Here is a 14,805-nt window from a genome sequence, read left to right on the forward strand (position 1 = left end):
GGTTACAGCGAGGTGCCAGCAAAGTGCTGGCGCAAGTTCGCCGGCATGGCCTGCAGTAACTGATCAACAAACGCCTGCTGCAAACGATAACCCTCTTCTGTATCGCCGCCGATACTCGATACCCGCATCAGCGTCGCGTCGGGAATCAGGCCCCGCACGGCATACGCCAGCTTGGCCTTCTTGACTGCCCACAAAGTGGGTACGGCCTTGTCGCCAACGACGACCCAATACGTGATCGGCTCAATACGGCTATTGAGTGTGGCGACCATGCGGGACGCGGAAATCGCACCTGCCTTGGTCGGCAACGCTATCTGGGTAGTCTCGCCTACCGCAAAACCCTGTCCGCCATAGCAACCCTCCGGGAAATGCACGGACAGATCGTCGCGCTGATTGGTACCATAGGCGATCGACAGCATGATGCGCTCGCCCTGCTGGTTCACATAAGTGCGCGACAACGTTTCGGCATAAATTTTATTGAGTTCTGCGAGCGTGGTGGGGTTGATCACGGCAGCGACCTGGGTCGTATCTTCCTGCCAATCGCCGAACTTGGCCGGAATCGCCGTACTGAGGATGACTCGCGGACGCGTATCGGCCAGGCGCATCGTGGGAGTGACCGCCTTGGTACACAAGGCGCCGACCAGCATCATGGCCGCCATGGACCAACTGATCATCGTACTTTTTTTCATGCAGCCACCTTTCGGGCGTGCCACAACCGCGCCAGCCATTGCAGCAGGGAGTCCAGGCTCAATATCAGCACCAGCGCGCTAATGAACAGTACCATCCCCGCAAAACCATGCAGGAAACCTTGTCCTGCGGCGTCGCCGAAATAATAAGTGACCAACGTCAATGTGAGCACGCGCGTCACGTTTGCGGTAAAGGAAATGGGGATAATCAGGATCGCCAGGCCTATGTTGCGGATGGCCGAGGTATGACGTACCAGATTCAGATAAAACAGGCCAAGCGCTTCCAGCGTCAGCAGCGTTTGCAGGCCGGCGCAAGCGTCAGCGACCAGAAGCTGGTATTGGCCGATCTGCAGAATTACGCCAGTGCGTGCGATCGGATAGCCGAACCAGAACAGGATATGCTCACACACATACGAGACAGCCATCTTCATCGGCAAGGTCAGCGCACTGACGACCGAGCTTGGCAGCGGAATCATGAACAACATGAAGAAGAACGGAAACCAGGCCACGCGCAGCGCCTCTACGCCCAGCTTGAGCACCAGGATGGCAGCCGTGAGCATGACAAATGAGCCAATCTCGAAGGCAAGAATCTGCTGGGAACGGCCGACAATATAAATCAGGAGCCCGGCGATGAAAAGCAGCCAGCCAAACAATGGCGCACGGTTAAATTGCGCAACGGCCAATATCCGTTCGCGCTGGCGCCAGATGAGCCAGAACGCGAGCAGCAGAATAATGGGACCGTGCGCCTGTTCCTCGGTCATCCAGATGCCGGTAAACAAAGTATAAAACGATGGCACATACAGCACTGCGAACCCAACCACTACAGGCAGCCATTCCAGCAGCAAATCGCGGCCTTGCAGGCTACTCCCAAGGTCAGGTCGAGCGCTCGTACTCATCAGAAGTCCACCAACACCGAGCCGATTACTTGCGCGCCGCTGTGCAACATCTTTTCAGTCATGGCATTGATGTCGGCGACAGGGGTGTGATTCTTGCGTGCCACCAGCAGTACGCCACCGGTGCGTGCGGCCAGGGCCAGCGCATCGGAACCGAGCGAGAATGCCGCCGAGTCATACAGCACGACGTCATACGTCGCTTCGAGCTCGGTGCGCAAGGTGGAAAATGCCGGGCGGCTCAACAGTTCCTGCGGATTCGGCGGCAAGGTGCCCGCGCCCAGCACGGACAAGTCGACAAACGATTCGATGCGCGTGATCACATCGCGTTCGGCTCGACCGGCCAGGATGTCCGACAAGCCCTGGCGTCCTTCCATGCCGAAAATCTCATGCTGGCTGGGATTACGCAAATTTGCATCGACCAGCAAAGTCTGTTCGCCCAACTGGGAAAATACCACGGCCAGGTTGGCAGCAAACAAGCTGGTTCCGTCACCATCATTGACACCGACCAACACCAGGGATTTTCGACCCATCGCCATCCAGCGCAACATCAGCTGGCTGCGGATGGCACGCAAGGTTTCCACCTGCGGGCTGAAAGGCTGGTAGGCAGCGATCAGCTTGTCGGAATACTTGCCCTCGCCCTGCTGCAGATAGGGATAGTCAAACTGGCGCGCCAGGACTTGCTGGATATCCGCCTCAGTCACCAGCCCCAGACGCTGGGCGGCCTCGCCAAAGCGTATGCCCAACTCTTTTTGCATGCGCAGGACACGTTCGGCACTTTCAGGCGTGATCTTGCCCAACGAAAGCAAAAGTGCACCGATGCTTGAGTCGGCAGTCCGCGGCGTCGCAGATACTAGCGGTTGCAATGCTGGATTCATATTATCCCCAATACTTAATTACTTAATTAAAACGCAAACTACGCGGCAACAACAATTTAAATCGGCTCAGGCGCGGACGTGTCGGCGCACTCCAGTCGATCGAACCGAGCACAGGCAATTGCAACAATTCGCTGAGGTCAGCCTCCGAACGCACGCGGCGGTCAAGCATTTCCGCCAGCAAGGAAAAGCCCACACCGAGCAAGCCGCCCAGGAACAGGGCCAGCAGCGTATTCAACATGACTTTTGGGCCAGCAGGCTTGATCGGTGCAACGGCAGGGTTGAGCAAAAATATATCGGATTGTTCAGACTTGCCCTCGATACTGGTCTGCGAGAAGCGCTGCGAAGCGATATCGAAGGCACGTTGGGCGCTTTCCACATCTTTTTGCATGACGCCCATTTCGTCACGCGTACGGTTCAACTCAAGCACCTTGTTCTTTTGTGCCGTCAATGCGGCGCGCACCGAGCCTTCGCGCTGCTGCATGATACCGGCGTTCTTGCTGACCGAATTTGACGTCACGCGCGTGCTGTCAGCCAGTTCGCTGCGCATGCGTTCGACCTCGGCGCGCAGGCTTTCGTATTGAGGATGATTGCGCCCCAGTCGCTGTCCCATCTCGGCCAGCCTCGATTCAGCCGTTGCCAGGCTCAGTTTCAAGTTCTGGACCAGCGGGTTCGACGCCACATCGGGCGACTCAGAGCCCGCATTGCCTTCGGCCATGCGCTGGCGCGACGACGCCTCCATCGCCAGGCCTTGCACGGCCACCAATTGAGCCGATAGATCGTTCAAGCGGTTCGATTCCACATCGAGGCGGTTATCCACGCTGACAATACCGTGCTCTTGCTGGTACTTCGACAAGCGGCTTTGCGCCGCTTCCAGGCTGTCGCGCAACAATTTCGTTTGCTCATTGAAATACAAGGCCACCTTTTTCAGCGGATCGACTTTCAGCTGAATACTGGTTTTTTGGTACTCATCGGCAAAAGCATTGGCGATGGCCGCGACGAACTGCGGGTCGTTGCCCTTGAAGCTGATATCAACCACACTGCTTTCGCGCGACGGCACGATTTCCAGCTTGGACAGCAACAGATCCGCCAACCAGTCGCGTACGGTGCCCTGGCCTTCGGTGACCTCATTGAACTGGGCAATGACGGCGGGACTTTCCGCCAGCCGCAGCTGATCGACGACCTTCAGCGCCACGTTCTTGCTGCTGATAATGTCGATTTGCGTCGACATAAAGCCCGGCAACAACTGCATAGGCAATGCCAGTCCGGTCACTGGATCGACGCCCTTGTAGCTAATCAACACGGACGCCGTACCCTTATAGGTCTTCGGCAGCATAAGGCTGACCACCACCGTCGCCCCGACCGTGATGAGCAAAGTGAATAGCAAGATTCGTTTGCGGACAAACAAGACGAGCAAAAACTGGTGGAAATTCATGGTTAACTCTCATATCAGTAAAACAAAGCCAGTCAGGCCGGCGCGCCGGAACTATTCAGCTTAAAACAAACTTTCTTTGACATACACGACATCATCAACTTGAATGATGTCGTCATGCTTGGCATCGAGCACTTGCATGACGCCTGCAGCATCGCGGCGCTTGATGCGCACGCCACGCTCCGTACCGCGCTGCGTCAAACCTCCGCCAACGGACAGGGCTTGCAACACCGTCATTGCGCGCTCCAGGCGGAATGCTCCCGGACGCTGCACTTCGCCATAAATATAAAAACGCGGCGCCCGCTCCACATACAGGATATCGTTGCCAGCCAAGTCAAAGTCGCGCGCCAGATCTGCACTACGCATCATGTCGACGATGTCAACAGTCTCTTTGGTGGTGGTATCAGCGCGCTTGCGAATCAGGCTGACCACATCTCCGGCGTCAGGACTTTGGCCTCCAGCCATGGCCAGAATATCGAGCAGACTACGCTTGCCCTCAATCGGATAGCGACCAGGGCGATTTACCTGACCCAGCACAGACACTTGCTGGCTCTGCAATGCAGTCACAATGATATTGACTTGAGCCTTGCGTAAAAAACCGCCACTTTCGAGCGCCTGGCCAAGCTTTTTCTCTGCCGCAGCAACAGACAAGCCTCCCACAGCAACTGCCCCTACCAAAGGAAAGGTAATGTTGCCCGCCTCGCTGACACGTGTTTCCAGGCCAAGATCAGGACTGCCATACACGGAAATCTTCAGCACATCACCAGCACCGAGCAATACCTCGGCGGCACCTGCCATACCAACGCTGCATGCCATCAGTGCAGCTGCCATCCACATTGCAAGTCGTTTCATGATTTGCTCTATCCTTTTAAAAACTCTGTTGTACCCCAAAATACCTGCCTGCACTTACTTCAAACCAAGTCCGGCGCGCGCATTCACCTCGCCATTGTCAGCCGCCGGCGCCGGTGGTGCAGCGACGGGCGGTGCCGCCGCCGGCACTGAAACAGCTGCCGCGGATGCGGATGCGGATGCGGATGCGGATGATGACTTCTCGGTCTTGTTCAGGTATTCGATCTTGGCGCTGGCGCGCAAGCGTTTCAGCTCGGCTTGCGCGGCATCCTTGTTCTTCTTATTGAAGAGGAATTGTTCGATCTGCGGCGTCGCTTGCGCCAGAACCACCGGGCTATCCTTGATATCGGCCAGAGAAATCAATAAGGTGCGTTCACCTTCGCGGACGATGAACAGCTGACCTGCCGGCATCGCCGCCAGCTTGGTGCTCAATTCAGGCGCGAGATCGGCACTGGTACGCGACAGTTGCATACGGCCATACTTGACATGATTGGCGTCCAACCATGCCGCCACTTCTTCCAGCGACTTCGCACGATCCATCGCCTTCTTCAACGCATCATTCATGTCCGCCGAGGCGATAACCAATTCACGCATGTCAAACTGTTTGCGCTGGCTAAAGTACTGCGGATTCTTGTTAAAGTACTCCTCCACCTCAGCCGCTGTTGGCTTGGCAATCACACCGATGCGTTTTTGCATATAGGCCTGGGCAACGATCAAGGCCTTGGCACGCTCAATAGCTTGCACCACTTTGGGGTCACGGTCGATTTTGTCTTTAACGGCCTCATTTTGTAATAACTGACGGTCGATCAACGACTCCAGCAATTGCTTGCTGGCCGCTTCCTGCTGAACTGCGGGTACATTGGCATGCTGCAACTCGTCATTCAGTTGCAATACCGTGATTTCCTCACCATTGACGCTCGCCAATGCCTGGCCGACCCTTTTTTCCTTGCCGCCACAGGCCGCCAGTCCGACGGCGACCATGAGGACCAATGCAACGCCCGACAAGCGCGTATTGGCGACTGATCTGCGGAGTGTCAAACCAGAGTTGTGAAAATGATTCAAGATTACTCCTTCGATTTAGCGTCCAAAAACGCAACTAATTACCACTACGCAATCTCCTTCCGACATCGGGAGGTTGCCTAAAATAACACGCATCTTCAGAAATTAGTGACCTGATGCAAACAATTATCAATATAATAAAATATCATACACAAAATACAAGGAAATGGGAAATTATTTGCTTAAAAATCTACGAAGAAGGTTTTAATACAACTGTTTCTAGTGTCGAGTTATCGAAAAAGCCCCCCCCGAATGGACCACTTCCTACAGTGCAATATTTTTTAAGCAATAGCCTTCAGTGTACGCAGCATGTCTTGCTCAGATGCAGCTGATCCGCAGGTCGCCTGCAGTGGATGCAGGCAAGGAAGAGTCGGTACAAGTTGCGAATGCATAGCAAGCATAAGCACTCGTCAGAGGCGGGGGCTGCAGGTAATCCCGAGGATGACCTGTCTGCGCATATTTTATCGCGTATTGACTGAGCGCAAAACAAATCCTTCCCCCTCCCCCGTCCTGTCAATGTGCATTATCGCGTTTCAGCACCACCTTCACGGTCCGCATGATGATCCACAAATCGAGCCATAATGACCAGCTACGCAAGTAATCGAGGTCAAAATGAATGCGTGCCTCCATCTTGTCCAAGGTCTCCGTCTCGCCGCGCAAGCCATTGACTTGCGCCCATCCCGTGATGCCAGGTTTGACTTTGTGGCGCAGCATGTAGCCTTTGATCAACTTGCGGTACTGTTCGTTGTGCGCTACCGCATGCGGACGCGGCCCGACGATACTCATACGCCCTTGCAACACGTTGATAAACTGCGGTAATTCGTCAAGCGAACTCTTGCGCAGAAAAGCGCCAATAGAGGTCAGGCGCTGGTCATTCCTGGTGGCTTGCACCACCTTGTCGCCATCTTCGCTCACCGTCATTGAACGAAATTTATAGACAATAATCTCCTCGCCATACAGGCCATAGCGGCGCTGGCGAAAAATCACGGGCCCCTTCGACGTCAACTTGACGGCGATGGCGATGACCAGCATCACCGGCAGCAACATAATCTGGATCAATAAACCCAGCACGATATCGCTACTGCGCTTGACCATGCTGTTAAAGCCCGTGAACGGTGACTCGCGGATGGCGATCACCGGCATGCCGCCCACGTTGTCGAAACGCGCCTGCATCAGGTCGAAAATATAAATATCGGGCAAAAAGTACACGGAAGCCGTCGTATCTTCGAGCTCATCGAGCATCTTGCGGATGCGCGGCTGGGCCGAAATCGGCTGGCTGATGAATATCATCTTGATATTGTGTTCGCGCACATAGGCGGCAATATCGCTCATTTTACCCAGCATGGGCTCGCGCATCTTCTCCGGCCAGCGGTCATCTGTGCGATCGTCGAAAAAGCCGCGCACGCTCATGAAGAGATTCGGATTGCGCTCGATGATGGTGGCAAACTTCAGGCTGGCGTCATTGGCACCGATGATGACCACCGAGCGCACTTCGCTGTCGCCGTCCGGACGCAGGCTGAATTTGCGCCCGGCCAGGTGCCCGGCCAGCAGCACGAAGGGCGTGAGGATGAACCAGGCCAGCACCACCTGCGTATCAAAGTGATAAGTGAGGCCCGTGGCCGAGCCGAGGAAGGTCAGAATGAGCGCGGTGATCGTCCAGGCCACCAGAATATCGCGCGCATACGCCAACATGCGCCCGCTGCGCCAGGTACGGTAAGGATCGACGTGATGGAATACCGTCGACGCAATGAAAACGGCAAGTATCATCAACACCAGCGTATAGCCGGTAAATGGCGAACCTGACAGGACCGTCATCACGTACAGCAAGCCCATGATGATCATCGGATCGAGGACGCGCTGAAAAAACGAAATCAGAGGTATATCATTGACAGTCATGTTGATCTTTAAAACTGTACGCTGCCATTGAAGGAAATGCCCTTGGCCCGATAGCCGCCGCTATCGACGATGGCGACGCCATCGCGCCGCTCGTGAAACAGGCGCACGCCAAGCTGGACTTTCGGATGTGGCGCATACGTGGCGCCAAGCGAGGCGGTACGGGTGGTGTCGCGGCCGTCCCCAGGCAGCACCAGGCCGCTGACGGCAGAGAAATCGCGCCGTTCCTGGCGCAGCTGCGCATCGACGCTCACCTTCGACGTGGCCGCCCACGTGGCGCCCAGGCTGGCGCCAGTGTTCAGGCTGCTCGTCACCAGCGAATTGTCGACCGAACCGAATTCGCGCCAGACAACGCCCGTGAAATTGACCTTGCCCAAAGGCTTCCAGTACACGCTCAGCCGGCCATTCGTGCCGCTGGCATCGTGCCCGGACAGCAAGCTGTTGCGGTGGCGCACCCAGCCACCCAGAAACTCCACCTGCGTAATGCCGCTGAGCTCCCAATACACGTTTGCCTTGATCTCGTCCTGGGTATAGCCATTGCCGTAAATGCTGGCATCGAATGCATTGCGGTTCGGATAGTTGCCGTTCAAGTGACGCAGCTGCAGGCCGATGCGGCTATTGCTGGGCGCCAGGTAGTCGACGCCAAATTCCGTCGCGTCTTCCGTCCAGTTGGAAAAAGCCTGCGATGGCAAGTCGTACGAATAACGATTGCGCGTCAGGCCGCCGCGCACGCGCCAGCTGGGGTGAAAGCGCCAGGCGCCATTCAGGTACTCTTGGCGCTCCGTGCGCAAATTGCGCAAGTTGGTCTGAAAATCGCTGAACGGTGTCAGGCTCTGCGAATAACTGGCGCCCACATGGCCTTCGAGGTGGTTGGCGATGTGCCACTCCAGGTCGGCCAGGTAATCCTTGCCATCGTAGTCGAACTGGCTGAAGCGGTTGAAGCTCACCTTCGACCACTTGGCCTGGCCCGTGAGTATCTGGCGGCCGATGGGACGGTTGAACAGGAAGCCCGCCTGCAGCATCCTCGACGTGTCCGAGCGGGGACCGGAAAAACCCGGTACATCGTCCGGCAAGCGCATCAGGTTGTCATCGTACGAGTACGTCGTGGCAACGAAAGGCTTGATCGTGTCGCTGATATCGGCCAGTGCGGCGCCACTGGCAAAGGTGCTGGCGAGAAAGAGTGCGCCGTGCAGGCATGGGCTTGCCGAGACGGCAACGGCAATGGCTTTTTTACGCAAGGAATTCAACATGGATTTTATCTTCGAAAGATCACACAGTTGATAGGCAATACTACCAGTAAATCCAGTGCCCACCAGAAACAATCCAGAACCCCAGCACGCCGTTCGTCACGCCATGCGCGAGGATAGGCGACCACAGGGACTGGCTACGCATGTACAACAAACTATATGCAGCACCGGCCACGATACCGGCCAGCCATAAATTGTGTTCAAAACCAAACAGCAGCACGCTGATGACGAAAGCCCTGGCGCTGACAAGGCGGGGATCAGCCCGCAAAAAATCCGGCTTGTCGATCCAGCGCATCAGGAAGGAGCGCCAGAACAGCTCCTCCATCACGGGCACCACCAGCGCGGCGCCGGCGATACGCAGCAGCACCAGGCTCCACTCGATACGGCCATCGTTGCGGGGATCGAATCCATCTGGGTTGCCAATGCGCATCCAGTGGGCGTCGAGATTGATCCACAACAGAAAAACAACAAACCCCGTTACCAGCGCCCCGAGAATGGCACGCGCGCCCAACGGCGTCCACATCAATTCCGTGTAACTGCGGCGCCAGTACAACAACATGCCCAGCACGACGCCGATCTTGACGGCATACAGCCAGCGCAACTCCTGCGCGGCAACGCCCAGGCGACCGAGCATGTCGGCAATGAAAATGAAGGAGAGATAGGCCAGGAAGGGTGCTACCCGGGGCAAGGCGGCGCGGTCAAACATATTGCCGCACATTAGAGGAGGAACCACGCGCCGGACGCGGTGGTCCGGAGCGCGTGTTTTTCATGACAAACATGCATCCCCCGATGTAATAAATATAATTGTATAATTATATCAAGCGGGACTGTTGCCGTGGCAAATAATCCTGACTTAATTACAACAGGGTATGCAAAAAAGCATTAGCCGTTGGCGCGTGCCTCGATCTGCTCCCACTTTTCCAGCGCTTCCAGCAGTTCGCCTTCGATTTCGGCCACGCGTGCATTCAGGCGCTTGCCTTCGGCCGGCGTCTTCTTGTAGAAGTCCGGGTGCGACAGCTCGGCGGCCAGCACCGATTGCTCGTCTTCCAGCTTGGCGATCAGCTTCGGCAACTCTTCCAGTTCGCGCTGTTCCTTGTAGCTGAGCTTTTTCTGCTTGGCGGCCGGTGCGGCAGCCTCGACCTTCACGACAGGCTTGCTGGCTGGCGCCGTGGCGATCGGCAAGGTGCGCACGCGCTCCCAGTCCGTGTAGCCGCCGACGAATTCACGCCACTTGCCCTCGCCTTCGGCGACGATCACCTGCGTGACCACGTTGTCGAGGAAGGTGCGGTCATGGCTGACCAGGAAAACGGTGCCCGTGTATTCTTCCAGCAACTCTTCCAGCAATTCCAGGGTATCGATATCCAAGTCATTGGTCGGCTCATCGAGCACCAGCACGTTGGCCGGCTTGGCGAACAGGCGCGCCAGCAGCAAACGGTTGCGCTCGCCACCGGACAGCGACTTGACGGGCGAACGCGCGCGTTCCGGCGCAAACAGGAAGTCGTTCAGATAGGTCATCACGTGGCGGCGCTGGCCATTGATCTCGACCCAGTCGCTGCCCGGCGCGATGGTTTCCATCAGGTTCGCTTCTTCGTTCAGCTGCGTACGCATCTGGTCGAAATACGCCACTTGCAGCTTGGTACCCAGGCGGATGGTGCCCGTGTCCGACTCTTCCTGGCCCAGGATCATCTTCAGCAAGGTGGTCTTGCCGGCGCCGTTGGCGCCGATCAGGCCGACCTTGTCGCCGCGCAAGATGGTGGCGCTGAAATCCTTGACGATGACCTTGTCGCCATAGATCTTCGAGACGTTTTCCAGGTCCGCCACGATCTTGCCCGAACGTTCGCCGGCCGAGACGTCCAGCTTGACTTGTCCCTGCTGGTCGCGGCGTGCATTGCGCGTCAGACGCAGCGCTTCCAGGCGGCGCACGCGGCCTTCGTCACGCACGCGGCGCGCCTTGACGCCCTTGCGTATCCACACTTCTTCCTGCGCCAGGAACTTGTCGAACTTGGAGTTTTCCACTTCTTCGATTTCCAGCTGCTCCGCCTTGCGCGTCTGGTAAGCCGTGAAGTTGCCCGGATACGACAGCAAGCGGCCACGGTCGAGCTCGATGATGCGCGTGGCAACGTTGTCGAGGAAGGAGCGGTCATGGGTAATGAACAGCACGCTGCCCTTGAAGTCGCGCAGCAAGCCTTCCAGCCACAGGATGGAGCTGAAGTCCAGATGGTTGGTCGGCTCATCGAGCAGCAGCACATCGGGCGCCGACACCAGCGCGCGCGCCAGCGCCACACGCTTTTGCATCCCGCCCGACAGGGTTTTCATCAGCATGTCGCCCGTCAGGTTCAAACGGTCGAGCACGGTTTCCACCTTGTTGGGCAAGCTCCATGCATCGGCCGCATCGAGTTTCACCTGGATGTCGTGCATGCGCTCCATCAATTCGTCGTCATTGCCCTGGCCAAACTGGCCCGTCAACGCATCGTATTCCTTGAGCCATGCCTGCGATTCGCCCATGCCGGAAGCGACGGCGTCGAACACGGACATGTCCGGGTCGAATTGCGGCTCCTGCTCCACATAGGCGATGTTGATGCCTTGCTGCATCACCAACAAGCCGTCATCGAGCTTGAACTTGCCCGAAATAACCTTCAACAGCGACGATTTACCCGTGCCGTTGCGGCCGATCAAGCCGACCCGCTCCGTGGTTTCCAGTGAAAATTCCGCGTGATCGAGCAGCGCGACGTGACCGAACGCAAGTTGCGCCGATGAAAGAGAAATGACAGCCATAATGAGTAAGAGTGCTCGGGCGCCGTTCCCTGCACACCGCGTGGTGTGCAAAACAGCCGCCGATTAGATGAATGAAGCACGCATTGTACCGATAACTCGGACTTCAATCGCCATCGATCAGTAAATTGCTACCCGCATGGACTCGGGCCGCCGACGCGCGCTGCGTGGAATGTGGTGTCGCCAGCAGGAATCGAACCTGCATTTAAGTCTTAGGAGGACCTTGTACTATCCATTGTACGATGGCGACACGCGCAGCGGCATTATACAGGCTAGTGCCGGCCATTAACAGTCCGGCAAGCGGGCGCGTGCGTGGGGCCAGCGCATCAGTGCCCTGCCACCTGGCGCAATGGTGCTGGCAAACCGGGCGATGCCGAAGGCAGCAAGGGCAGGATTTGCTGCGCCGCCAGCTTGTGCGCCACCGGGTTCCAGTGGCCATCCGCCGGCAGGAAATCCATGCGCTCGCGCTGCTGCTGCCAATGGCGCGCGAATACAGGCTGCATGTCCACCACCTGATAGCCGTGTCGCAATGCACTCTGGATAAAAAATGCGCGATCGCCCGCTTTCCAGTTAGGCACCGCCTTCCGCGGCGCGTACAGCATGTTCCGGTCAGCATCGACCACGAAGATAAAGCGGGTATCGCCAGCGCCGCCCAGCACGCGCAATTGTGTCATGTAGTACTCGAGCGCGGCAGCACGGCGCGCATCAGGCGCGGCGGCGGCCGAGTCCTGCGCCGCGGCAGGGGGGCTGCGGTGCAACTGGTTCATCAGCCAGTCAGGAAATTTCAAGTTGTAATAGATGTAGCGGGCCAGGGCCGAATAGGCAACCAGCTGCTTGGCCTTGGACTCGACATAGGGAACATGCACCAGCTTGATATTGCTCCCCTCGCTGACAAACATGCTATGGCCCCGCAGCGCTGGCGCCAGGATCTCCAGCATGTCCATCGGCTCGACAAACATGACTACCGTGCGCGGATGCAACTGCGCACGCGTATAACGCAACACTTCCAGCGCATCGGCAAACCCGTTGCCCGAGGCGGAAGCTGCATACACGCCGCCGCCCAGGGCCTGACTCAACTGGCCTTGCAGGGTTTCCGGATAATCCAGCATCAAGCTTTCAATAAAGCTGTCGCCGATGACAAGAACGGCAGCATCATCCTTGAAATCAGGGGAATTGGTAAAGCCTTGCCGATTCGTCTTGCCATGCCGGGCATTCGCCAGGGCCCAGCCGTGCGAATACACGTATTCCTGCTGCGGCAGATAACGGGCATACGGACGCTGTTCACTGCTCTGCTCAATGCGCAAGCCGGACACCACCGGCATGCATTGCAGGAACGCTTCCAACGCCAGTGCCGTAACCAGCACACCCAGGCCTATCGCAAATATGGAGCGCATATTATTTATCAGAAATTAAAATACAAGAATTCAGAAACGCCACGCGTCTCGCTAATGGCCAGCAAGAGCAGGCACAGCATCAACATGCCCCCGAGCAAGATGTTGCCCCGGCCACTTTCCAGTCGCTGCTCCGCCGACAGGCGCAAGCCTCGCCCCAGCAGCTCATACACATTCGGCATGCAGAAAACGATGGCGGCACACACGCCAAGCCACCACAGGCAGGAACTCAGTTGCATGATGCGGTTCACACCCAGCATGCTTTCCTGCATGGCGGGCGTCAGCGTGCCGCCGCCCATGGCCTGGAGCACGTCCAGCGCCACGTCGACGGAACTCGCGCGAAAAAACACCCAGGCCAGCACCACAGCAAAAAACGTCGCCAATGCGCCGCCGGCGCGTAGCGCCAGGTTGCTGCGCTCGCCCAACAGATGACGCAGCGCATGGTTGACGATGAGATACAAGCCATGCAAGCCACCCCATACCACGAAGGTCCAGTTGGCGCCGTGCCACAGTCCGCCCAGCAGCATCGTGATCAGGAGGTTGCGGTAACGCAAGAACCCGCCCTTGCGGTTGCCGCCCAGGGGGATATACAGATAATCGCGCAGGAAATTGGACAGCGTGATGTGCCATCTGCGCCAGAAATCGATAATCGAGGTCGCCTTGTATGGCGAGAAAAAGTTAATGGGCAAGATAATGCCGAACATATACGACAGGCCATAGGCCATGTCGCAATACGCCGAAAAGTCAAAATACAGCTGGAAGGTATATGCCAGTGCACCGGCCCAGGCCTCCAGCATGCTCAAATGGGCGTGATGGAGGTCGAAGACGGGAGCGACATAGCGCGCGATGCCATCGGCCAGAATGACTTTCTTGAACAAGCCTATCGTGAAGAATGACAGGCCGACGATCAGGCGCCCGCGGCTGAAAACATGCGATTCTGCCTGTACGAACTGCGGCATCATCTCTTTGTGATGCAGGATGGGGCCGGCGATCAGGTGAGGAAAGTAAGTGACGAACAAACCATAGCTTTCCGGCTGATAGTCCTTGACTTTGCCGGCGTGGCAATCGACCAGGTAGGCGATTTGAGTGAAGGTGAAAAACGAGATACCAATGGGCAAGGTAATTCCCAAGGGCTGGAATGGCGCCCCCGTCAAGGTGGCAACAATACTGATCACAAAATCAAAATACTTGAAAAACACCAGTAACAACAAATTGAAGGCGAGTCCGGCCCACAGCCAGCGCTTTGCCTCGCGCTTGCGGCCCGTCTCCTGACGTTTCGAGACGACTCGGCCAATGGTGAAGTTGCAGCAGATTGACAGCAGCAACAGCGGCAGGTAGGCGACATCCCAGTAACTATAGAATGCAAGCGAGGCCAGCAACAGGAAAATAATGGATAAGCGCAGTGAATATTTTGACAGGAGAAAGTATCCCAGCAGCGCCAAAGGCAAGAACACCAGAAAGAACGGAAATGAATTAAATAGCACAGTGCGATTCCATAAAGTTGCTTGTACGTAACGCTTTAGCGATCAGCAATGGCAAGTTTATGCTTTTCATGGCGATATTTGTTTACTATTATTTTTATCATCATGACGAGACGGGCTCTTGCCCGCACGACCTGCAACATGCGCAGCACGACCGCGACCATGCGCACCGTCGCCGTTAACCATTCCTGCGCACCATTTTCCGCCACACTGCGGATGCCGCAACAGCGTCC

The 14,805-nt window shown here is 56.9% G+C and carries 13 protein-coding genes and 1 tRNA gene; all 14 read right to left on the minus strand.

The genetic code is table 11. The features are described from left to right. Positions 1–2: 2 nt before the first annotated feature. The gene (epsI, locus tag ACQ4WN_RS15530) at positions 3–656 is read right to left on the minus strand and encodes an exosortase-associated protein EpsI, B-type (protein WP_436552354.1); all 654 of its coding nucleotides are present in this window, start codon (positions 654–656) and stop codon (positions 3–5) included. A gap of 26 nt (positions 657–682) precedes the next feature. Next, the gene (gene xrtB / locus ACQ4WN_RS15535) at positions 683–1,579 is read right to left on the minus strand and encodes an exosortase B (RefSeq protein ID WP_436552355.1); all 897 of its coding nucleotides are present in this window, start codon (positions 1,577–1,579) and stop codon (positions 683–685) included. Next, complete coding sequence (gene epsG / locus ACQ4WN_RS15540) at positions 1,579–2,451, minus strand: chain length determinant protein tyrosine kinase EpsG (protein WP_436552356.1); 873 nt, start codon at positions 2,449–2,451, stop codon at positions 1,579–1,581. The genes xrtB and epsG overlap by 1 nt, the downstream gene beginning before the upstream one ends. A gap of 22 nt (positions 2,452–2,473) precedes the next feature. After that, the gene (epsF, locus tag ACQ4WN_RS15545) at positions 2,474–3,883 is read right to left on the minus strand and encodes a chain length determinant protein EpsF (RefSeq protein WP_436552357.1); all 1,410 of its coding nucleotides are present in this window, start codon (positions 3,881–3,883) and stop codon (positions 2,474–2,476) included. A gap of 60 nt (positions 3,884–3,943) precedes the next feature. Continuing rightward, complete coding sequence (epsE, locus tag ACQ4WN_RS15550; RefSeq protein ID WP_436552358.1) at positions 3,944–4,732, minus strand: polysaccharide export protein EpsE; 789 nt, start codon at positions 4,730–4,732, stop codon at positions 3,944–3,946. A 54-nt stretch (positions 4,733–4,786) separates the two neighbouring features. After that, on the minus strand, positions 4,787–5,791 hold the full coding sequence (locus ACQ4WN_RS15555; RefSeq protein ID WP_436552359.1) for an EpsD family peptidyl-prolyl cis-trans isomerase: 1,005 nt from the start codon (positions 5,789–5,791) through the stop codon (positions 4,787–4,789). A gap of 510 nt (positions 5,792–6,301) precedes the next feature. Then, entirely contained in the window at positions 6,302–7,684 is a 1,383-nt protein-coding gene (locus tag ACQ4WN_RS15560) for an undecaprenyl-phosphate glucose phosphotransferase (protein WP_436552360.1), read from the minus strand. Positions 7,685–7,692: 8 nt separating this feature from the next. Further along, positions 7,693–8,931 carry an XrtB/PEP-CTERM-associated polysaccharide biosynthesis outer membrane protein EpsL gene (gene epsL, locus ACQ4WN_RS15565; RefSeq protein ID WP_436552361.1) on the minus strand — a complete coding sequence of 413 codons (1,239 nt, stop codon included), beginning with the start codon at positions 8,929–8,931 and terminating at the stop codon, positions 7,693–7,695. A 40-nt stretch (positions 8,932–8,971) separates the two neighbouring features. Continuing rightward, the gene (locus ACQ4WN_RS15570) at positions 8,972–9,634 is read right to left on the minus strand and encodes a CAAX prenyl protease-related protein (RefSeq protein ID WP_436552362.1); all 663 of its coding nucleotides are present in this window, start codon (positions 9,632–9,634) and stop codon (positions 8,972–8,974) included. Positions 9,635–9,810: 176 nt separating this feature from the next. Next, complete coding sequence (locus tag ACQ4WN_RS15575) at positions 9,811–11,703, minus strand: ATP-binding cassette domain-containing protein (RefSeq protein WP_436552363.1); 1,893 nt, start codon at positions 11,701–11,703, stop codon at positions 9,811–9,813. A 172-nt stretch (positions 11,704–11,875) separates the two neighbouring features. After that, positions 11,876–11,950, minus strand: a tRNA-Arg gene (locus ACQ4WN_RS15580). 76 nt (positions 11,951–12,026) lie between these two features. Continuing rightward, positions 12,027–13,094, minus strand: a complete 1,068-nt coding sequence (locus ACQ4WN_RS15585) for a hypothetical protein (protein ID WP_436552364.1) — start codon at positions 13,092–13,094, stop codon at positions 12,027–12,029. An 8-nt stretch (positions 13,095–13,102) separates the two neighbouring features. Next, on the minus strand, positions 13,103–14,575 hold the full coding sequence (locus tag ACQ4WN_RS15590) for an MBOAT family O-acyltransferase (RefSeq protein WP_436552365.1): 1,473 nt from the start codon (positions 14,573–14,575) through the stop codon (positions 13,103–13,105). Between the two features lie 35 nt (positions 14,576–14,610). Continuing rightward, positions 14,611–14,781 (minus strand): hypothetical protein, encoded by a 171-nt coding sequence (locus ACQ4WN_RS15595; protein WP_436552366.1) that lies wholly within the window; start codon positions 14,779–14,781, stop codon positions 14,611–14,613. Between the last annotated feature and the right edge of the window lie 24 nt (positions 14,782–14,805).

It is taken from the genome of Janthinobacterium pasteuri, assembly GCF_051380775.1.
Lineage (GTDB): Bacteria > Pseudomonadota > Gammaproteobacteria > Burkholderiales > Burkholderiaceae_D > Janthinobacterium.

Coding starts and splice junctions, on each gene's coding strand:
- epsI (WP_436552354.1), bottom strand. CDS start 656: ATGGCGGCCATGATGCTGGTCGGCGCCTTGTGTACCAAGGCGGTCACT.
- xrtB (WP_436552355.1), bottom strand. CDS start 1,579: ATGAGTACGAGCGCTCGACCTGACCTTGGGAGTAGCCTGCAAGGCCGC.
- epsG (WP_436552356.1), bottom strand. CDS start 2,451: ATGAATCCAGCATTGCAACCGCTAGTATCTGCGACGCCGCGGACTGCC.
- epsF (WP_436552357.1), bottom strand. CDS start 3,883: ATGAATTTCCACCAGTTTTTGCTCGTCTTGTTTGTCCGCAAACGAATC.
- epsE (WP_436552358.1), bottom strand. CDS start 4,732: ATGAAACGACTTGCAATGTGGATGGCAGCTGCACTGATGGCATGCAGC.
- ACQ4WN_RS15560 (WP_436552360.1), bottom strand. CDS start 7,684: ATGACTGTCAATGATATACCTCTGATTTCGTTTTTTCAGCGCGTCCTC.
- epsL (WP_436552361.1), bottom strand. CDS start 8,931: ATGTTGAATTCCTTGCGTAAAAAAGCCATTGCCGTTGCCGTCTCGGCA.
- ACQ4WN_RS15570 (WP_436552362.1), bottom strand. CDS start 9,634: ATGTTTGACCGCGCCGCCTTGCCCCGGGTAGCACCCTTCCTGGCCTAT.
- ACQ4WN_RS15575 (WP_436552363.1), bottom strand. CDS start 11,703: ATGGCTGTCATTTCTCTTTCATCGGCGCAACTTGCGTTCGGTCACGTC.
- ACQ4WN_RS15585 (WP_436552364.1), bottom strand. CDS start 13,094: ATGCGCTCCATATTTGCGATAGGCCTGGGTGTGCTGGTTACGGCACTG.